This is a genomic window from Delftia sp. ASV31, assembly GCF_016428765.1.
GTDB classification, from domain to species: Bacteria; Pseudomonadota; Gammaproteobacteria; order Burkholderiales; family Burkholderiaceae_C; genus Comamonas; species Comamonas acidovorans.
Genome location: NZ_JAELTK010000004.1, coordinates 19,162 through 33,617, shown reverse-complemented (window position 1 = coordinate 33,617; position 14,456 = coordinate 19,162). Strand labels below are relative to the sequence as shown.

The 14,456-nt window shown below is 66.8% G+C and carries 15 protein-coding genes; 9 read left to right on the top strand and 6 right to left on the bottom strand.

The features are described 5' to 3' along the window. Position 1 precedes the first annotated feature (1 nt). The 6 genes from JHD82_RS02455 to JHD82_RS02430 all read left to right on the top strand — a co-directional run bounded on the left by JHD82_RS02455 (position 2) and on the right by JHD82_RS02430 (position 5,106). Positions 2-706: a succinate dehydrogenase iron-sulfur subunit gene (locus tag JHD82_RS02455; protein WP_012204344.1), complete on the top strand. Its 705-nt coding sequence runs from the start codon at positions 2-4 to the stop codon at positions 704-706. Further along, positions 706-1,005 carry a succinate dehydrogenase assembly factor 2 gene (locus JHD82_RS02450; protein WP_012204343.1) on the top strand — a complete coding sequence of 100 codons (300 nt, stop codon included), beginning with the start codon at positions 706-708 and terminating at the stop codon, positions 1,003-1,005. The genes JHD82_RS02455 and JHD82_RS02450 overlap by 1 nt, the downstream gene beginning before the upstream one ends. A 25-nt stretch (positions 1,006-1,030) precedes the next feature. Further along, positions 1,031-2,341 (top strand): citrate synthase, encoded by a 1,311-nt coding sequence (locus JHD82_RS02445; RefSeq protein WP_012204342.1) that lies wholly within the window; start codon positions 1,031-1,033, stop codon positions 2,339-2,341. Positions 2,342-2,581: 240 nt separating this feature from the next. After that, positions 2,582-3,028, top strand: coding sequence for an N-acetylmuramoyl-L-alanine amidase (locus JHD82_RS02440; protein ID WP_199135315.1), 447 nt, complete (start codon positions 2,582-2,584; stop codon positions 3,026-3,028). After that, positions 3,025-3,534, top strand: coding sequence for a hypothetical protein (locus tag JHD82_RS02435; RefSeq protein ID WP_199135314.1), 510 nt, complete (start codon positions 3,025-3,027; stop codon positions 3,532-3,534). Before JHD82_RS02440 ends, JHD82_RS02435 begins: the two co-directional genes overlap by 4 nt. A 255-nt stretch (positions 3,535-3,789) precedes the next feature. Beyond that, entirely contained in the window at positions 3,790-5,106 is a 1,317-nt protein-coding gene (locus JHD82_RS02430) for a DEAD/DEAH box helicase (RefSeq protein ID WP_199135313.1), read from the top strand. An 11-nt stretch (positions 5,107-5,117) separates the two neighbouring features. On the opposite strand, the gene JHD82_RS02425 is transcribed toward JHD82_RS02430, so the two are convergent. Beyond that, a complete protein-coding gene (locus JHD82_RS02425; RefSeq protein ID WP_199135312.1) occupies positions 5,118-6,155 on the bottom strand; it encodes a GlxA family transcriptional regulator in 1,038 nt (345 codons plus the stop codon). Positions 6,156-6,393: 238 nt separating this feature from the next. On the opposite strand from JHD82_RS02425, the gene JHD82_RS02420 reads away from it, so the two are divergent. Together JHD82_RS02420 and fghA are read left to right on the top strand one after the other, a co-directional pair. Beyond that, positions 6,394-7,503: an S-(hydroxymethyl)glutathione dehydrogenase/class III alcohol dehydrogenase gene (locus tag JHD82_RS02420; RefSeq protein WP_012204334.1), complete on the top strand. Its 1,110-nt coding sequence runs from the start codon at positions 6,394-6,396 to the stop codon at positions 7,501-7,503. Positions 7,504-7,751: 248 nt separating this feature from the next. Continuing rightward, positions 7,752-8,624 carry an S-formylglutathione hydrolase gene (gene fghA, locus JHD82_RS02415; RefSeq protein ID WP_269848127.1) on the top strand — a complete coding sequence of 291 codons (873 nt, stop codon included), beginning with the start codon at positions 7,752-7,754 and terminating at the stop codon, positions 8,622-8,624. Positions 8,625-8,755: 131 nt separating this feature from the next. Here the strand turns inward: fghA and phnX are convergent, their stop codons facing one another. From phnX to phnD, 5 genes are read right to left on the bottom strand one after another with little or no spacing between them, the layout of a single operon-like run. Beyond that, positions 8,756-9,601 (bottom strand): phosphonoacetaldehyde hydrolase, encoded by an 846-nt coding sequence (gene phnX, locus JHD82_RS02410; RefSeq protein ID WP_012204332.1) that lies wholly within the window; start codon positions 9,599-9,601, stop codon positions 8,756-8,758. A gap of 54 nt (positions 9,602-9,655) precedes the next feature. Next, the gene (gene psrA, locus JHD82_RS02405; protein WP_012204331.1) at positions 9,656-10,744 is read right to left on the bottom strand and encodes an iron-containing alcohol dehydrogenase PsrA; all 1,089 of its coding nucleotides are present in this window, start codon (positions 10,742-10,744) and stop codon (positions 9,656-9,658) included. A 47-nt stretch (positions 10,745-10,791) separates the two neighbouring features. Beyond that, complete coding sequence (phnE, locus tag JHD82_RS02400; protein ID WP_013803443.1) at positions 10,792-11,637, bottom strand: phosphonate ABC transporter, permease protein PhnE; 846 nt, start codon at positions 11,635-11,637, stop codon at positions 10,792-10,794. Next, the gene (gene phnC, locus JHD82_RS02395; protein ID WP_199135311.1) at positions 11,637-12,539 is read right to left on the bottom strand and encodes a phosphonate ABC transporter ATP-binding protein; all 903 of its coding nucleotides are present in this window, start codon (positions 12,537-12,539) and stop codon (positions 11,637-11,639) included. The genes phnE and phnC overlap by 1 nt, the downstream gene beginning before the upstream one ends. Continuing rightward, entirely contained in the window at positions 12,536-13,423 is an 888-nt protein-coding gene (gene phnD, locus JHD82_RS02390; RefSeq protein ID WP_199135310.1) for a phosphonate ABC transporter substrate-binding protein, read from the bottom strand. The genes phnC and phnD overlap by 4 nt, the downstream gene beginning before the upstream one ends. A gap of 181 nt (positions 13,424-13,604) precedes the next feature. On the opposite strand from phnD, the gene JHD82_RS02385 reads away from it, so the two are divergent. Continuing rightward, positions 13,605-14,456 (top strand): LysR substrate-binding domain-containing protein, encoded by an 852-nt coding sequence (locus tag JHD82_RS02385; RefSeq protein WP_013803446.1) that lies wholly within the window; start codon positions 13,605-13,607, stop codon positions 14,454-14,456.

Here is a 14,456-nt window from a genome sequence, read left to right as displayed (position 1 = left end):
AATGAAGCGCACTTTCAAGATCTACCGCTACGACCCGGACAAGGATGCCAAGCCCTACATGCAGACCGTCGAGGTCGAGCTGGACGGCCACGAGCGCATGCTGCTGGACGCCCTGGTCAAGCTCAAGGAGATGGACCCCTCCATCTCGTTCCGCCGCTCCTGCCGCGAAGGCGTGTGCGGCTCGGACGCGATGAACATCAATGGCAAGAACGGCCTGGCCTGCCTGACGAACATGAAGACCCTGCAGGGCGACATCGTTCTCAAGCCCCTGCCCGGCCTGCCCGTGATCCGCGACCTGATCGTGGACATGACGCAGTTCTTCAAGCAGTACCACTCGATCAAGCCGTACCTGCAGAACGACAGCTTCGCGTCTCCCACCAAGGAACGCCTGCAGTCGCCTGAAGAGCGCGAAGAGCTCAACGGCCTGTACGAGTGCATTCTGTGCGCCAGCTGCTCCACCAGCTGCCCCAGCTTCTGGTGGAACCCCGACAAGTTCGTGGGCCCGGCCGGCCTGCTGCAGGCCTACCGCTTCATCGCGGACAGCCGCGACGAGGCCACGGGTGACCGCCTTGACAACCTGGAAGATCCGTACCGCCTCTTCCGTTGCCACACCATCATGAACTGCGTGGACGTGTGCCCCAAGCACCTGAACCCCACGCAGGCCATTGGCAAGATCAAGGAACTGATGGTCCGCCGGGCCATCTGATGACCATGACGAATACTCTGCTCGACGAACGCGAGCGAGACCTGCTGCGCTGGCGCTGCCGGCGTGGCCTGGTCGAGAACGACCTGTTCATCGCGCAGTTCTTCGCCACCTACGGAGACCAGCTCACGCGGAGACACGCGAGCGGTCTGTCTGCCTTGATGGACCTGGCAGACAACGACCTGATGGACCTCTTCTTGCGCCGCAAGGAGCCTGAAGGTGAACTCGATACCCAAGAAATCAGGGAAGTTCTGGAACTGGTGCGCAAGCGCAAGCCCGGTTCTCTCCCGCTAGTAGGCTAGGCAATCTAGAGAAGGAAGTTTGGAAATGAAACTCGCAGACAACAAAGCAACGCTGTCATTCAGCAACGGCGCTCCCAGCGTCGAGCTGCCCGTCTACCAGGGCAACGTCGGTCCCGACGTGGTGGACATCCGCAAGCTGTACGCGCAGACCGGCATGTTCACCTATGACCCGGGCTTCCTCTCTACCGCCTCGTGCCAGTCCGCCATCACCTACATCGATGGCGACAAGGGCGAGCTGCTGTACCGTGGCTACCCCATCGAGCAGTTGGCCAAGAACTGCGACTACCTCGAGACCTGTTACCTGCTGCTGTACGGCGAGCTGCCCAACGAGTCCGAGAAGGCCGACTTCGTCGAGCGCGTGACCAAGCACACCATGGTCAACGAGCAGATGCAGTTCTTCCTGCGTGGTTTCCGCCGTGACGCCCACCCCATGGCCGTCCTGACGGGTCTGGTCGGCGGCATGTCGGCCTTCTACCACGACAACATGGACATCAACAACGCCGAGCACCGCGACATCGCCGCGATCCGCCTGATCGCCAAGATGCCCACGCTGGTCTCCATGGCCTACAAGTACGGCATCGGTGCCCCGTACATGTACCCCAAGAACGACCTGAGCTACGCCGGCAACTTCATGCGCATGATGTTCGGCAACCCCTGCGAGGAGTTCAAGGTGAACCCCGTGGTCGAGCGCGCGCTGGACCGCATCTTCATCCTGCACGCAGACCACGAGCAAAACGCCTCCACCTCCACCGTGCGCCTGTGCGGCTCGTCGGGCACCAACCCCTTCGCCGCCATCTCGGCCGGCGTGGCCTGCCTGTGGGGCCCTGCCCACGGCGGCGCCAACGAAGCCTGCCTGAACATGCTGGAATACCTGCAGGCCAACGGCGGCGTTGCCAAGGTCGGCGAGTTCATGGAACAGGTCAAGGACAAGAACAGCGGCGTCAAGCTGATGGGCTTCGGCCACCGCGTCTACAAGAACTACGACCCCCGCGCCAAGCTCATGCAGGAAACCTGCAATGAAGTGCTGGCCGAACTGGGCCTGGAAAAGGACCCCCTGTTCGCACTGGCCAAGGAAGTCGAGAAGATCGCCCTGGAAGACGACTACTTCGTGCAGCGCAAGCTCTACCCGAACGTGGACTTCTACTCCGGCATCGTGCAGCGCGCCATCGGCGTGCCCGTGAACCTGTTCACCGGCATCTTCGCCCTGGCCCGCACCGTGGGCTGGATCGCCCAGCTCAACGAGCAGATGGCCGACCCCGAGTACAAGATCGGCCGTCCCCGCCAGCTGTTCACGGGCTCCGTGTCCCGCGACGTCAAGCCGATCGGCCAGCGCTGATCGCAGGTCCGGGCCTCAGCGGCCCGGCACCCAAAAGCCCCATGCCTTTGCATGGGGCTTTTTTCATTTGCGAGCCCACCGCTCCAGAAGGCCGCACCAGTCCTAGGAACACCATTTTCCCTATCGTGGCATGCCCATTGATTGAGCCTATCCACCTTAAGGTGGCCGTTGACCCTCCCTCAAACGGGATGGAGCCGCAGCGCAATGCCCGCTGCCATTCAACGCAACCCCGGGACTCACATGCTTGTCGAAATCAACAAGGACGGAATGCTCATCCATGCGCGCGTCAGGAATGCGCGCAGCCCCGCCATCGAGAGAGGAAAGCGGACCGCCGCCATCACCGGCATCGTCGTGCACCAGACCGATGCCAACACGGCCCGGTCTTCGCTCAACAGCTACAGGAACCCGAAGGCCAATGGGGCGCACTTGCTGATCGACAAGGACGGCACCATCTACCAGACTGCTGCCATCTATCAGCGTGCCAACCATGTGGGGCCGCTGAAGGCGAGATGCCTGCTTGTGGGGAAATGCAAGGCCAGGGACTATGAAGGAGCAGGCGTAAAGGGAATGCACCGCATCGAGATGATGAAAGCCCCTGGCGATCGCTATCCGAGCAACATGGAAGCCATAGTAAGCCGGAAGAACCTGTCCGAGGCAGAAGGCGCAAACTGGGAAATGGCACCATGAGCTTCATTTTTATTCGCACTGTGACTGTGATTTCGGCAATCGCCATGGCATCGATGCTCCATGCGGCCGATGCCAGATACCCAGTCAGGCAAGTACAGAAAATCGACATCATCGAGCCCTCAGGCGGCTCTCCTTGGGAGGACAAAAACTGGCTTGATTGCAACGATGTGATATTGACCGAAGAGGATGTGCGATATGCGCTGCAGCACATGCGCAAAATTTCAGAGAAGCACTACTTCGGTGAATATATGGAAAGAACAGGGTGTTCAGGAGGGGCGTCCGTCAAGTTCAAGAGCGGAAAAATCATTGTCATGGGAATCGAACCCACAGGACGTATTAATCTTTTCGAGGCCAACAAAAAGCTGGACCCTATTGGAGTACCCGGAAGCTTCTACGACTGCCAACCCTGCAACAAACGCAAGATGGACCTGCTGCAGGACGCCCTGGACCGCGCAACCGAACGGCGGCTCAAGGAGCTGAAGAGGCAGGGACGACTTCCTCCATGAGCCGCCTCCATTCGATCTTCTGGGCACTCATTTCGGCGATGCTCGATCCCTGGACAGGCACGTGCCACCGGCCCGGCTGCAACGGCTGGCGGCCTGGTGAACGACCTGCTGGCCGGCTGCGCCGCCTGGCCTGAGCGCCGGGGCCAAGCCCCCTGCTTCACGCAGCGGCGCGGTTTCGCCGACAATGCCCCCCCGGCCCTCGTGGCCGGCCCTTTCTTGCGCCGGGGTTCCGGCCCCAGCCACTCCCTGCACACCATGAACTTTGCCTCCCTCGGCCTGAGCCCGGCGCTGGTCTCCAGCCTCCAAGACCTGGGCCTGGTCGATCCCACGCCCATACAGACCCAGTCCATCGCCCCCGTGCTTGCGGGCCGCGACCTCTGGGCCTGTGCGCCCACGGGCTCGGGCAAGACGGCCGCCTACCTGCTGCCGCTGCTGCAGCGCTGGATGGATGGCGGCAAGGCCCAGGGTGCCCAGGGGGGCTTTGTGCGAACCCTGACCACGCTGATCGTGGTGCCCACGCGCGAGCTGGCCCAGCAGGTCGGCGAGACGCTGTCCGACCTGGGCCGCGCGCTCAAGCAGCCACCGCGCATCGGCGTGGTCTATGGCGGCGTGTCCATCAACCCGCAGATGATGATGCTGCGCGGCAGTGCCGACTTCCTGGTGGCCACGCCGGGCCGCCTGCTGGACCTGGTGGAGCACAACGCAGTGCGCCTGTCCGCCGTGCGCCACCTGGTGCTGGACGAGGCCGACCGCCTGCTGGACCTGGGCTTTCAGGAAGAGCTGCAGCGCGTGCTGGCCCTGCTGCCGAAGCAACGCCAGACCCTGCTGTTCTCGGCCACCTATCCCGATGCCGTGCAATCGCTGGCCACGGGCCTGCTGCACGATCCCGTTCAGGCCCGCGTCGATGCCGCCGAAGGCCAGGATGCCGCCAGCCCGCAAAGCATCACCCAGCGCGCCATTGCCGTGGACCGCGCGCGCCGCACGCAATTGCTGCGCCAGCTGGTGCAGGGCGACACCGCTGCGGGCACCGACCCTGTCACGCTCGAACGTGCCCTGGTCTTCGTGGCCACGCGCCACACGGCCGAACTGGTGGCTGAAAAGCTCTACAAGGCCGGCATCTTCGCCACGGCCTTCCATGGCGACCTGAGCCAGGGCGCACGCAAGGAAGCGCTGGCCGACTTCAAGGCCAAGCGCTGGCAGGTGATGATCACCACCGACCTGGCGGCGCGCGGCATCGACATCACCCAGCTGCCCCTGGTCGTCAACTACGACCTGCCACGCTCGGCCACCGACTATGTGCACCGCATCGGCCGCACGGGCCGCGCGGGCGAGGACGGCACGGCCATCAGCTTCGTGACGCCGGCCGACCAGGCGCACTGGGCGCTGATCTGCAAGCGCAACCAGCTGGACCTTGAACTGGAGCAGTTGCCGGGCTTCGAGCCCACCGAGCCCGTGCCACCGCCTCCGGTGGCGCAGGACGGCAACGGCGGCATCAAGGGCCGCCGCCCCAGCAAGAAGGACAAGCTGCGCGCCGCGGCCGCCGAAGCAGCCGAGTCCGCAAAAAAGAACTGAGCGTTTCCGGTTCAGCCCGCGCCGCCTCGCCCACCAAAGCGATCCCGATACGCCACCGGGGTAATGCCCAGGTGGCGCACGAACAGGTGGCGCAGCGCCTGCTCCGAGCCCAGGCCCACGCGCGCGGCCACGGTCTTGAGTGGGAGATGGGCCTGGCTTTCCAGCAGTTGCTTGGCCGCCTCCAGCCGCGCGCTCTCCACAAAGGCCGTGGGGCTTTGCCCGGTTTCCTGCTGGAACACGCGGCGCAGGTGGCGCTCGCTCATATGGGCCTGCTCGGCCATTTGCGCAAGGGTCAGGGGATCGGCCAGATGGGCCATCACCCACTGCTGCACGGCCTGCACGCCGCCGTGCTGCGCGGCCTGGGCCGCCAGCGGCACGCTGAACTGCGACTGGCCGCCGGGGCGCTTGAGGTACATGACCAGGTCGCGCGCCACCTCCAGCGCCAGCGCGTGGCCGAAATCCTCCTCCACCACGGCCAGGGCCAGGTCGATGCCGGCCGTCACGCCGGCCGAGGTCCACAGCTGGCGGCTGCCTGCGCCATCGCGGATTTCCTCGCGCAGGTAGATGGCATCGGCATCGACCTGCACGCGCGGATGGCGCTGGGCCAGTTGCGCCGTCACGCTCCAGTGCGTGGCCGCGCGCCGGCCGTCCAGCAAACCGGCCTCGGCCAGGAAGAAGCTGCCCGAGCACAGCGCAATCAGCCGCTGCACGCGCGGCGCCACGCGGCCCAGCCAGGCGACCAGCTCGGCCGAGCCGCCCAGCACCTGCTCGATATGGCGCGAGCCCACGACGACCACGGTGCAGCCCATGCCTGCAGCCTCCAGCCCGGCCAGCGTATGCGTGGCCTCCAGCGACATCAGCGTGTCCGAGCGCACGGGCCCTTGCCGCTGCGAGACCACGCGCACCTCGTAGCCATCGCTCTGGCCGCGCGCGCGCAGGTGCACGTTGGCATAGTCGAACACCGACATAGGCCCTATGGCCTCCAGCGCCTTGAAGCCGGGGTAGACGACAAGATCGATGCGGTGGGCGCTGGCGTGGCGGTGGTCCATGGGAAACGGCGGGCTCGGAGGCGGTCAGGGTGGAAAGAATGGGGCGGACTATACGAAAAGACGCAAGCACCCACGGCCAGCAGGCCCGGCCGACGCCGGCCACACCCCTCAGATTCGGACATATCACCTGAGGCTGCGGCCATGATGCGGCCGGGCCGCCCGGCCATGGCCTACATTCAAGGCTTCGCGGAGCGCGCGCCCTGCCGTTCCTGAGCCACCCCGACAGAAAGACACGCCCATGAAATCCAAAGCCGCCGTCGCCTTCAAGGCTGGAGAACCCCTGCAGATCGTCGAGATCGACGTGGCCCCCCCGAAGAAGGGCGAGGTCCTGATCAAGATCACCCACACCGGCGTCTGCCACACCGACGCGTTCACGCTGTCGGGCGACGACCCGGAAGGCATCTTCCCCGCCGTGCTCGGCCATGAAGGCGCAGGCATCGTCGTCGAGGTCGGCGAAGGCGTGACCAGCGTCAAGCCCGGCGACCACGTGATCCCGCTGTACACCGCAGAATGCGGCGAATGCCTGTTCTGCAAGAGCGGCAAGACCAACCTGTGCGTTTCCGTGCGCGCCACCCAGGGCAAGGGCGTGATGCCCGACGGCACCACGCGCTTTTCGTACAACGGCGAGCCCATCTACCACTACATGGGCTGCTCCACCTTCAGCGAATACACCGTGGTCGCCGAAGTCTCGCTGGCCAAGATCCACCCCGATGCCAACCCCGAGCAGGTCTGCCTGCTGGGCTGCGGCGTGACCACGGGCCTGGGTGCCGTCAAGAACACCGCCAAGGTCCAGGAAGGCGACACCGTGGCCGTGTTCGGCCTGGGCGGCATCGGCCTGGCCGTGATCCAGGGCGCCAAGCTGGCCAAGGCCGGCCGCATCATCGCTGTGGACACCAACCCCTCCAAGTTCGACCTGGCCCGCACCTTCGGCGCCACCGACTGCGTGAATCCCAAGGATTTCGACAAGCCCATCCAGCAGGTCATCGTCGAGATGACGGGCTGGGGCGTGGACCACAGCTTCGAGTGCATCGGCAACGTCAACGTGATGCGTGCCGCCCTGGAATGCGCGCATCGCGGCTGGGGCCAGTCGGTCATCATCGGCGTGGCCGGCGCGGGCCAGGAAATCTCCACACGCCCCTTCCAGCTGGTGACGGGCCGCAAGTGGCTGGGCACGGCCTTCGGCGGCGTCAAGGGCCGCAGCGAGCTGCCCGGCATGGTCGAGCAGGCCATGAGCGGCGAGATCCAGCTGGCCCCCTTCGTCACGCACACCATGGGCCTGCCGGAGATCAACGAGGCTTTTGACCTGATGCACGAAGGCAAGTCCATCCGCTCCGTCGTCGTGTACTGAAGCTCCCCCTGAGGCGCTGCGCGCCTTCCCCCGTTGCACGGCGCCTCTCTACTCGCTACGCGAGGGAGGGGGACGACGCCCTCGGCTGGGCGCCCCCGCCGCGAGGCGGCTCTTGCTCGGCGCCTCTCGCCTGGGCAGCGCCAGTTTCATGGGCCGTTGACCGTGTATAGCGTATCAACTCCCATCTTTGAATGCTGCACGCACCGCTTGCCAAGGTGCCCGTAGCATTTTTCTTTTTGAGGAACACCATGTCCGCACTGCCGCCCCTGGAACTCAAGAACGCCCATGCCTGCTTCGGCGGCGCACAGCGTTTCTACGAGCATTTCTCCGCCGAGATCGGCCTGAACATGAAGTTCTCGGTCTTCCTGCCGCCCAAGGCCGTGGCCGGCGAGAAGGTGCCCGCCGTGCTCTACCTGGCTGGGCTGACCTGCACCGAAGAGACCTTCATGACCAAGGCCGGCGCCCAGCGCCTGGCAGCCGAGCTGGGCATTGCGCTGATCGCGCCCGACACCAGCCCGCGCGGCGCAGGGCTGCCCGGCGAGGCCGATGCCTGGGACTTCGGCGTGGGCGCGGGCTTCTACCTGGATGCCACGGCCAAGCCCTGGGCGCTGCACTGGCGCATGGAAAGCTATCTGCTGGGCGAGCTGCTGCCGCTGATCGCCGCACGCCTGCCCATTGACGCGCAGCGGCTGGGCATCTTCGGCCACTCCATGGGCGGCCACGGCGCGCTCACGCTGGCGCTGCGCCATCCGGGCTGCTTCAAGAGCCTGTCGGCCTTCGCGCCCATCGCCAACCCCGTCAACTGCCCCTGGGGCCAGAAAGCCTTCTCAGGCTATCTGGGCGATGACCGCAAGGCCTGGGAAGCCCATGACGCCAGTTGCCTGATGGCCGCGCAGACCCAGGCGCCCTACCCGGCCGGCATCCTCGTGGACCAGGGCCTGGCCGACAAGTTCCTGATCGAAAAGCAGCTGCTGCCCGAAGCCTTCGAGGCCGCCTGCGCCCAGGCCGGCCAGCCGCTGACGCTGCGCCGCCACGGGGGCTACGACCACGGCTATTACTTTATCCAGAGCTTCATTGATGACCATCTGCGCCATCATGCAGAGCAGTTGAGTACCCCCTGAGGCGCTTCGCGCCTTCCCCCTGAAAGGGGGACGACAGCCTCGCTGCGGGGCGGCCCTTGCTTGCTGTCCCTGGGTTGGAGCGCGCCAGTTTCAAAGATTGGGCGCAAGGCAAAAAATAGAACGGGCTCATCTCATCCAGGCATGCGCCCCGCGCGCATGTCCTGCGCAATACGCTCCAGTACCTGCGGCAGGTCCTTGACGCTGGCGATCACGTGGTGGGCGCCGGCTGCGCGCAGCTTGGCCTCGGCGCGGGCCACGCGCTCGCGCACTTCTTCGGCGGGGGCGGCGGCCAGTTCGGCGGGGGAGTAGCCGACTTCGTTGCCGGACAGGGTCAGGCCCACGGTCCACATGCCGGCGTTGCGGCCTTCCTCGATGCCGGGCACGGTGTCGTCCACCTTCACGCAGGCGCGCACGTCGCCGATGCCCAGCGCCAGCACATTGGCCAGCGCCATGAAGGGGCCGGGGCGGCCGCCTGCGGCCATTTCATCGCCGGCCACCACATGGTCGGGAGCCAGGCCGTTGGCCGCTGCCTGCGGCAGCAGCTGGTTCAGGACTTCACGCGGATAGCCCGAGCACGAGCCCACCTTCAGGCCCTGCGCGCGCAGCCAGCCCAGCAGCTCGGGGGCGCCTTCGATGGGTGCCGAGAACTCACCGACCTTGGCGATCTGCATGGGCATGAAGCGGGCGTAGATGGCATCCACATCGGCGTCGCCAGGCTGCTGGCCGAAGGCCTTGTGCCATTGCGCGCGGATGCCCTCGTCCTGCAGCAGCTCGTGGATGTGCTGCCACTTGGACAGGCCCATGGGGCCGCGCGCCTGAGCCAGGGTGATGGTGATGCCGAAGCTGGCAAAGGCCTCGACAAAGATCTGCGTGGGCGCCAGCGAGCCGAAATCGACCAGGGTGCCGGCCCAGTCGAAGATGACGGCCTGCAGCGGCGACAGATCGGCGGCGGCGGTGGAGACGGTGGTGTGGTTCATGGTGCTTTTTGACTAGGAAAGAGGTTCAAACAGAAGAGGGCCGCGCGCGCCTGTTCATTCCAGCGTGCGGATGAAATTGCGCCCGCGCGGGCCGGATGCGGCCGACTGCAGCAGCTGCTGCCACTCATCCCCAGGCACGCCGTAGTGGGCGGGATCGGTGGCCACGCCCAGGCCTTCGAGGAAGTTGCGCAGGCGCTGCACGGCCAGCTCGCCCGTGGCGGCATCGAAAATGGACAGCAGGGCCGCGTCGGCCTGGTCGTCGGCGCCCAGGGCCATCTCCAGCACCAGTGGCAGGCTGAACGAGCAGGCAATGCCGTGGGCCACGCCATGGCGCAGCGTGATGTCGTAGGACAGCGAATGCGCCAGCGCCGTGCGGGTGTTGGAGAAGGCCAGGCCGGCCATCAGGGCGGCCTCGGCCATGCGGCTTCGCAGCGGCAGGCTGCCCAGGTCCTGCATCAGCGCGGGCAGCGTGGCCAGGGTGCGGCGCGCGGCGCCCACGGCCAAGGTGGTGGAGACGGGATTGCGGTGCCGGTTCCAGATGGACTCCAGCGCATGCGACAGCGCATCCAGCCCCGAGGCCAGCGTGGCGCCGGCCGGCAGGCTTTGCATGAGCTGCGCGTCGATGATGGCGGCCTCGGGCCAGGTCCAGTGCTGGTGCAGCGAGTGCTTGCGGCCAGCGGCCTGGTCCCAGATCGTGGCCCAGGGCGTGACCTCGCTGCCCGTGCCGGCCGTGGTGGGGATGGCGATCAGCGCCTTGTGGCCTGCGGCCGGCAGGGCCAGCCCCTGCTCCAGGGCCTGCAACAGCTCGCCGAAACGCCGCGTGGGCGTGGCGCACATCAGCGCCTTGGCCGAGTCGATGGCGCTGCCGCCGCCCAGGGCCACGATGCACGGGACCTCGGCGTATTCGCGGTGCACGCGGTCATACAGCGGGGCCAGCCACTGCACATCGGGGTTGGGCGCAATGCCGTCCACCACGCCGCGCAGCTGGCTGCCCAGCCGTTGGCGCAGCTGCTGCACCAGGCCCAGGGATTCGGCCTCGGGAAACGTCACCAGCAGGCAGTCGCGCCCGGCCAGCAGCTCGGGCAGGCGGTCCAGGCGGCCGGGGCCGGCATGGATGGCAACGGGGTTGTGATAGGTCCACACAAATCGGTCCTTTGAATGAAACGGGGGCGCCGGGAAAAGCGCAGCCCTCAATGGCGGGTGCCCTGCTGGATGCGGCGGCGCAGCCAGTGGGAGACGAGATCGGCGGCGATCACCATCACGGTGATGACCACGATGCAGGTGGCCGTCTCCTGGTAGCGGAACAGCTTGAGGCTGCCGACCAGCTCGAAACCCAGCCCGCCCGCGCCCACCATGCCCAGCACCGTGGCCGAGCGCAGGTTGACCTCGAAGCGGTAGAGCACGACCGCGATCCAGGCCGTGATGGCCTGCGGTATCACGCCGAAGACGATGAGCTGCAATTGCGTGGCGCCTGCGCTGCGCAGGGCCTGCAGCGGGCCGTCGTCGATCTCTTCGATGCTCTCGGCGAAGAACTTGCCCAGCATGCCCATGCCATGCAGGGCCAGGGCCAGCACGCCGGGAAACGGCCCCAGGCCCACGGCCGAGACAAAGACCAGCGCCAGGATCAGCTCGTTGATGCTGCGCACCACGTTCAGGAACTGCCGCGTGATGCGCCGCAGCCAGTGCCAGCCATGCAGGTTGCTGGCCGCGATGAAGGACAGCGGCAGCGCCAGCACCACGGACAGCAGCGTGCCCCAGATGGCGATCTGCACCGTCTCCAGCGCGGGCGCCATCAGGCGCGGCAGCATGCTCCAGTCCGGCGGCACGGAGCGCGCCACGAAGTCTGCGATCTGGGGCATGCCTGCCGCCAGTTCGCCCCAGCTCATCTGCGCGCCGCCCGCGCTCCAGTGCAGCACCCAGGCGATGGCCAGGGCCGCAGCCGCATAGCCGGTCCAGCCCAGGGCGCCGTGGGGGCGCGGCGCGGTCCATTGCCAGCGGTCGCGCGGCTCGGGGCTCCAGGAGTTGGCGCTGGTCATCACACTCCTCCTGCGGGCGCGCTGGCCCGCATCCACGAGGCAGGCACCGGCGCCTGCGCATGCAGGCCGGCAGGCCCTATGGCCGCCGTGCCCGGAGGTGTGTCCGGCTCTGCGCCCTGCCCTGCTCCTTGCCCTGCGTCTTGCCCTGCGCCTTGACCTGCAGTGGGCTGCGCATGGTAGATGGCCTGCAGCGCGGCCTCGTCCAGCGCCTGCGGCGATCCGTCAAAGACCATGCGGCCCTGGGCCAGGCCCAGCACACGGTCGCCGAACTCCCGCGCATAGTCCACCTGGTGCAGGTTGCAGACCACGGCAATGCCCAGCTCGCGCGTGGCATCACGCAGGTACTGCAGCACGCTGCGCGCGGTCTTGGGGTCCAGGCTGGCCACGGGCTCGTCGGCCAGGATGACCTGGGGCTGCTGGGCCAGCGCGCGGGCAATGCCCACGCGCTGCATCTGCCCGCCCGACAGCGCCTCGGTGCGCTCCAGCGCCTTGTGGGCCAGGCCCACGCGCTCCAGGCACTGGTCGGCCAGGCGGATATCGCTTTCGCGGAACAGCTGCAGCACCGCGGCCAGGGTGCCGGTCTGGCCCAGGCGCCCGGTCAGCACGTTCTTGCGCACCGACAGGCGCGGCACCAGGTTGTGGTGCTGGAAGACCATGGCCACATGGCGAGCCAGCTCGCGCCGGCTGTGCCTGCCGCCGCCCAGCATCAGGTCCATGCCGCCCACCTCCAGCGTGCCGCTGTCGGCGCGGGCCAGGCCGTTCATGCAGCGCAGCAGCGTGGACTTGCCGGCCCCCGACAGGCCCAGCATGACGACGAACTCGCCGGGCTGCACATCCAGGTCGATGCCATGCAGCACATGGTTGCTGCCATAGCTCTTGCGCAATTGGCGGATGCGGATCATTTCATGCTCCCGAGGTCGAGCTTGAGCGCCTTGGCCGTCTGGCGTACCACGTCGTAGGCCTTGTCATCCGTGGCCGCGAAGCTGTCGAGCACACCCTGGTCGCCCCAGGGCAGGTCCTTGACCTCGGCCAGGGCCGCAGCCACCTTCTGCTTGGTGCCGGCGTCCAGGTTCTTGCGCCAGGTCATGGGCGACTCGGGAATGGGCTGGGAGCGCCAGACGATCTGGAAGTCCTCGCGCTTGACCAGGCCCTTGCTCACGGCCGAGTCGAAGATGCGGTCGGCCACGGCCGCCGCATCTACCTTGCCGTTGGCCACGGCCATGATGCTGGCGTCATGCGAGCCCGAGAAGATCACGCGCGAAAAGCCCTTGTCCGCATCGAATCCCTCGGCCATCAACCCGGCCTTGGGAAACAGGTGGCCCGACGCCGAGGTCGGGTCCACAAAGGCAAAGCTGCGGCCCTTGAGATCGGCCACGCTGGCCGGGCCCTTGTCCTTGCGGGAGATCACCATGCTGTGGTACGCGCTCTTGCCCGTCTTCTTGGTCACGGCCACCGCAAAGGCCTCGGCGCCCGCCACCTGGCTGGCCAGCACGTACGAGAACGGGCCGAGGAAGGCGATGTCGATCTTGTTGGAGCGCAGCGCCTCGATCACGCCGTTGTAGTCATTGGCCACGAAGGGCCGCACCTTCATGCCGGTGCGGGTGGCCAGCTGGTCCATGACCTGCTGGCTGGCGCGGATCATGGCCTGCGCGTCCTCCGAGGGGATCAGGCCCACGCGCAGCTCGGCACTCTGGGCAAAGGCGGCAGTGGTAGCGGTGGCGGCGGTGGCGGCCAGGGCCAGCACGGCGCCGGCATGGCGCAGCCAGGTCTTGCGGTTCATCTTCATGGGAGCGTTCCTTTGCATCAGGTCAGGCACATCGGCAGATCGGTGGATCCGTGAATCGCCGGCCAAATCGCCAGGCGGGTGGGGATGGCTGAATGCTAGGAGCGACATATTTCTGCCATGTGAAAGTTTCAGAATCGGTTTTGACAGCATCCATAGACAAAACCTTGAGATACCGACTTTCGTGAGCAACGCCCGCTACCGCGCCTTCATCGCCGTCGCCCACCACGGCAGCCTCAGTGCCGCCGCCCGCGCACTGGGCGTGAGCCAGCCCACCATCTCCACCCAGATCGCCACGCTGGAGCGCCAAAGCCAGATCGAGCTGTTCCACCGCCGCGGCTACCGCATGACGCTCACGGGCGCAGGCGCCAGACTGCTGCCCATGGCGCAGAAAATCATGGCGCTGGAGGCCGAGGCCGAGTTCTTCCTGCGCGACTCGGGGCAGTTGCACCAGGGCGAGCTCAAGATCGGCGCCGTCGGGCCCTTCCATGTGATCGAGATGGTGGCCGCCTACCGCGCACGGCACCCGGGCATGCAGCTGTCCATCCGCATGGGCAACTCGCAGCAGGTGCTGGCCGACCTGGAACGCTACGACACCGACGTGGCCGTGCTCGCCGGCCTCTACGACCGCCCGGAGCTGCTGGCACGCGAGTACGCGCGCCACGCCATCGTGCTGTTCGCCCATGTGGCCCATCCCTTCGCGCGGCGCAGCGAAATCGCGCTGTCCGAACTGCAGGGCCAGCCTTTGCTGCTGCGCGAGCACGGCTCGACCACGCGCACCGCGCTGGAATCCGTGCTGCAGGCCGCCGGGGTGCAGCCGCGCACCGAGCTGGAGATCGGCAGCCGCGAAGCCATACGCGAAGCCGTGGCGCGCGGCCTGGGACTGGGCGCCGTGTCCGAAGCCGAATTCATCCCCGACCCGCGCTTTCGCCCGCTGCGCATCGCGGGCGACCCGGCCAGCACCACCACCTATGTCTATTGCATGCGCGAGCGCAGCGACAGCCTGCTGGTGAGGTCTTTTCTGGAGGCGGTTTGA

Coding starts and splice junctions, on each gene's coding strand:
- JHD82_RS02420 (WP_012204334.1), top strand. CDS start 6,394: ATGAAATCCAAAGCCGCCGTCGCCTTCAAGGCTGGAGAACCCCTGCAG.
- JHD82_RS02445 (WP_012204342.1), top strand. CDS start 1,031: ATGAAACTCGCAGACAACAAAGCAACGCTGTCATTCAGCAACGGCGCT.
- JHD82_RS02435 (WP_199135314.1), top strand. CDS start 3,025: ATGAGCTTCATTTTTATTCGCACTGTGACTGTGATTTCGGCAATCGCC.
- phnC (WP_199135311.1), bottom strand. CDS start 12,539: ATGATCCGCATCCGCCAATTGCGCAAGAGCTATGGCAGCAACCATGTG.
- fghA (WP_269848127.1), top strand. CDS start 7,752: ATGTCCGCACTGCCGCCCCTGGAACTCAAGAACGCCCATGCCTGCTTC.
- JHD82_RS02430 (WP_199135313.1), top strand. CDS start 3,790: ATGAACTTTGCCTCCCTCGGCCTGAGCCCGGCGCTGGTCTCCAGCCTC.
- phnE (WP_013803443.1), bottom strand. CDS start 11,637: ATGACCAGCGCCAACTCCTGGAGCCCCGAGCCGCGCGACCGCTGGCAA.
- JHD82_RS02455 (WP_012204344.1), top strand. CDS start 2: ATGAAGCGCACTTTCAAGATCTACCGCTACGACCCGGACAAGGATGCC.
- phnX (WP_012204332.1), bottom strand. CDS start 9,601: ATGAACCACACCACCGTCTCCACCGCCGCCGCCGATCTGTCGCCGCTG.
- phnD (WP_199135310.1), bottom strand. CDS start 13,423: ATGAAGATGAACCGCAAGACCTGGCTGCGCCATGCCGGCGCCGTGCTG.
- JHD82_RS02450 (WP_012204343.1), top strand. CDS start 706: ATGACCATGACGAATACTCTGCTCGACGAACGCGAGCGAGACCTGCTG.
- JHD82_RS02440 (WP_199135315.1), top strand. CDS start 2,582: ATGCTTGTCGAAATCAACAAGGACGGAATGCTCATCCATGCGCGCGTC.
- JHD82_RS02425 (WP_199135312.1), bottom strand. CDS start 6,155: ATGGACCACCGCCACGCCAGCGCCCACCGCATCGATCTTGTCGTCTAC.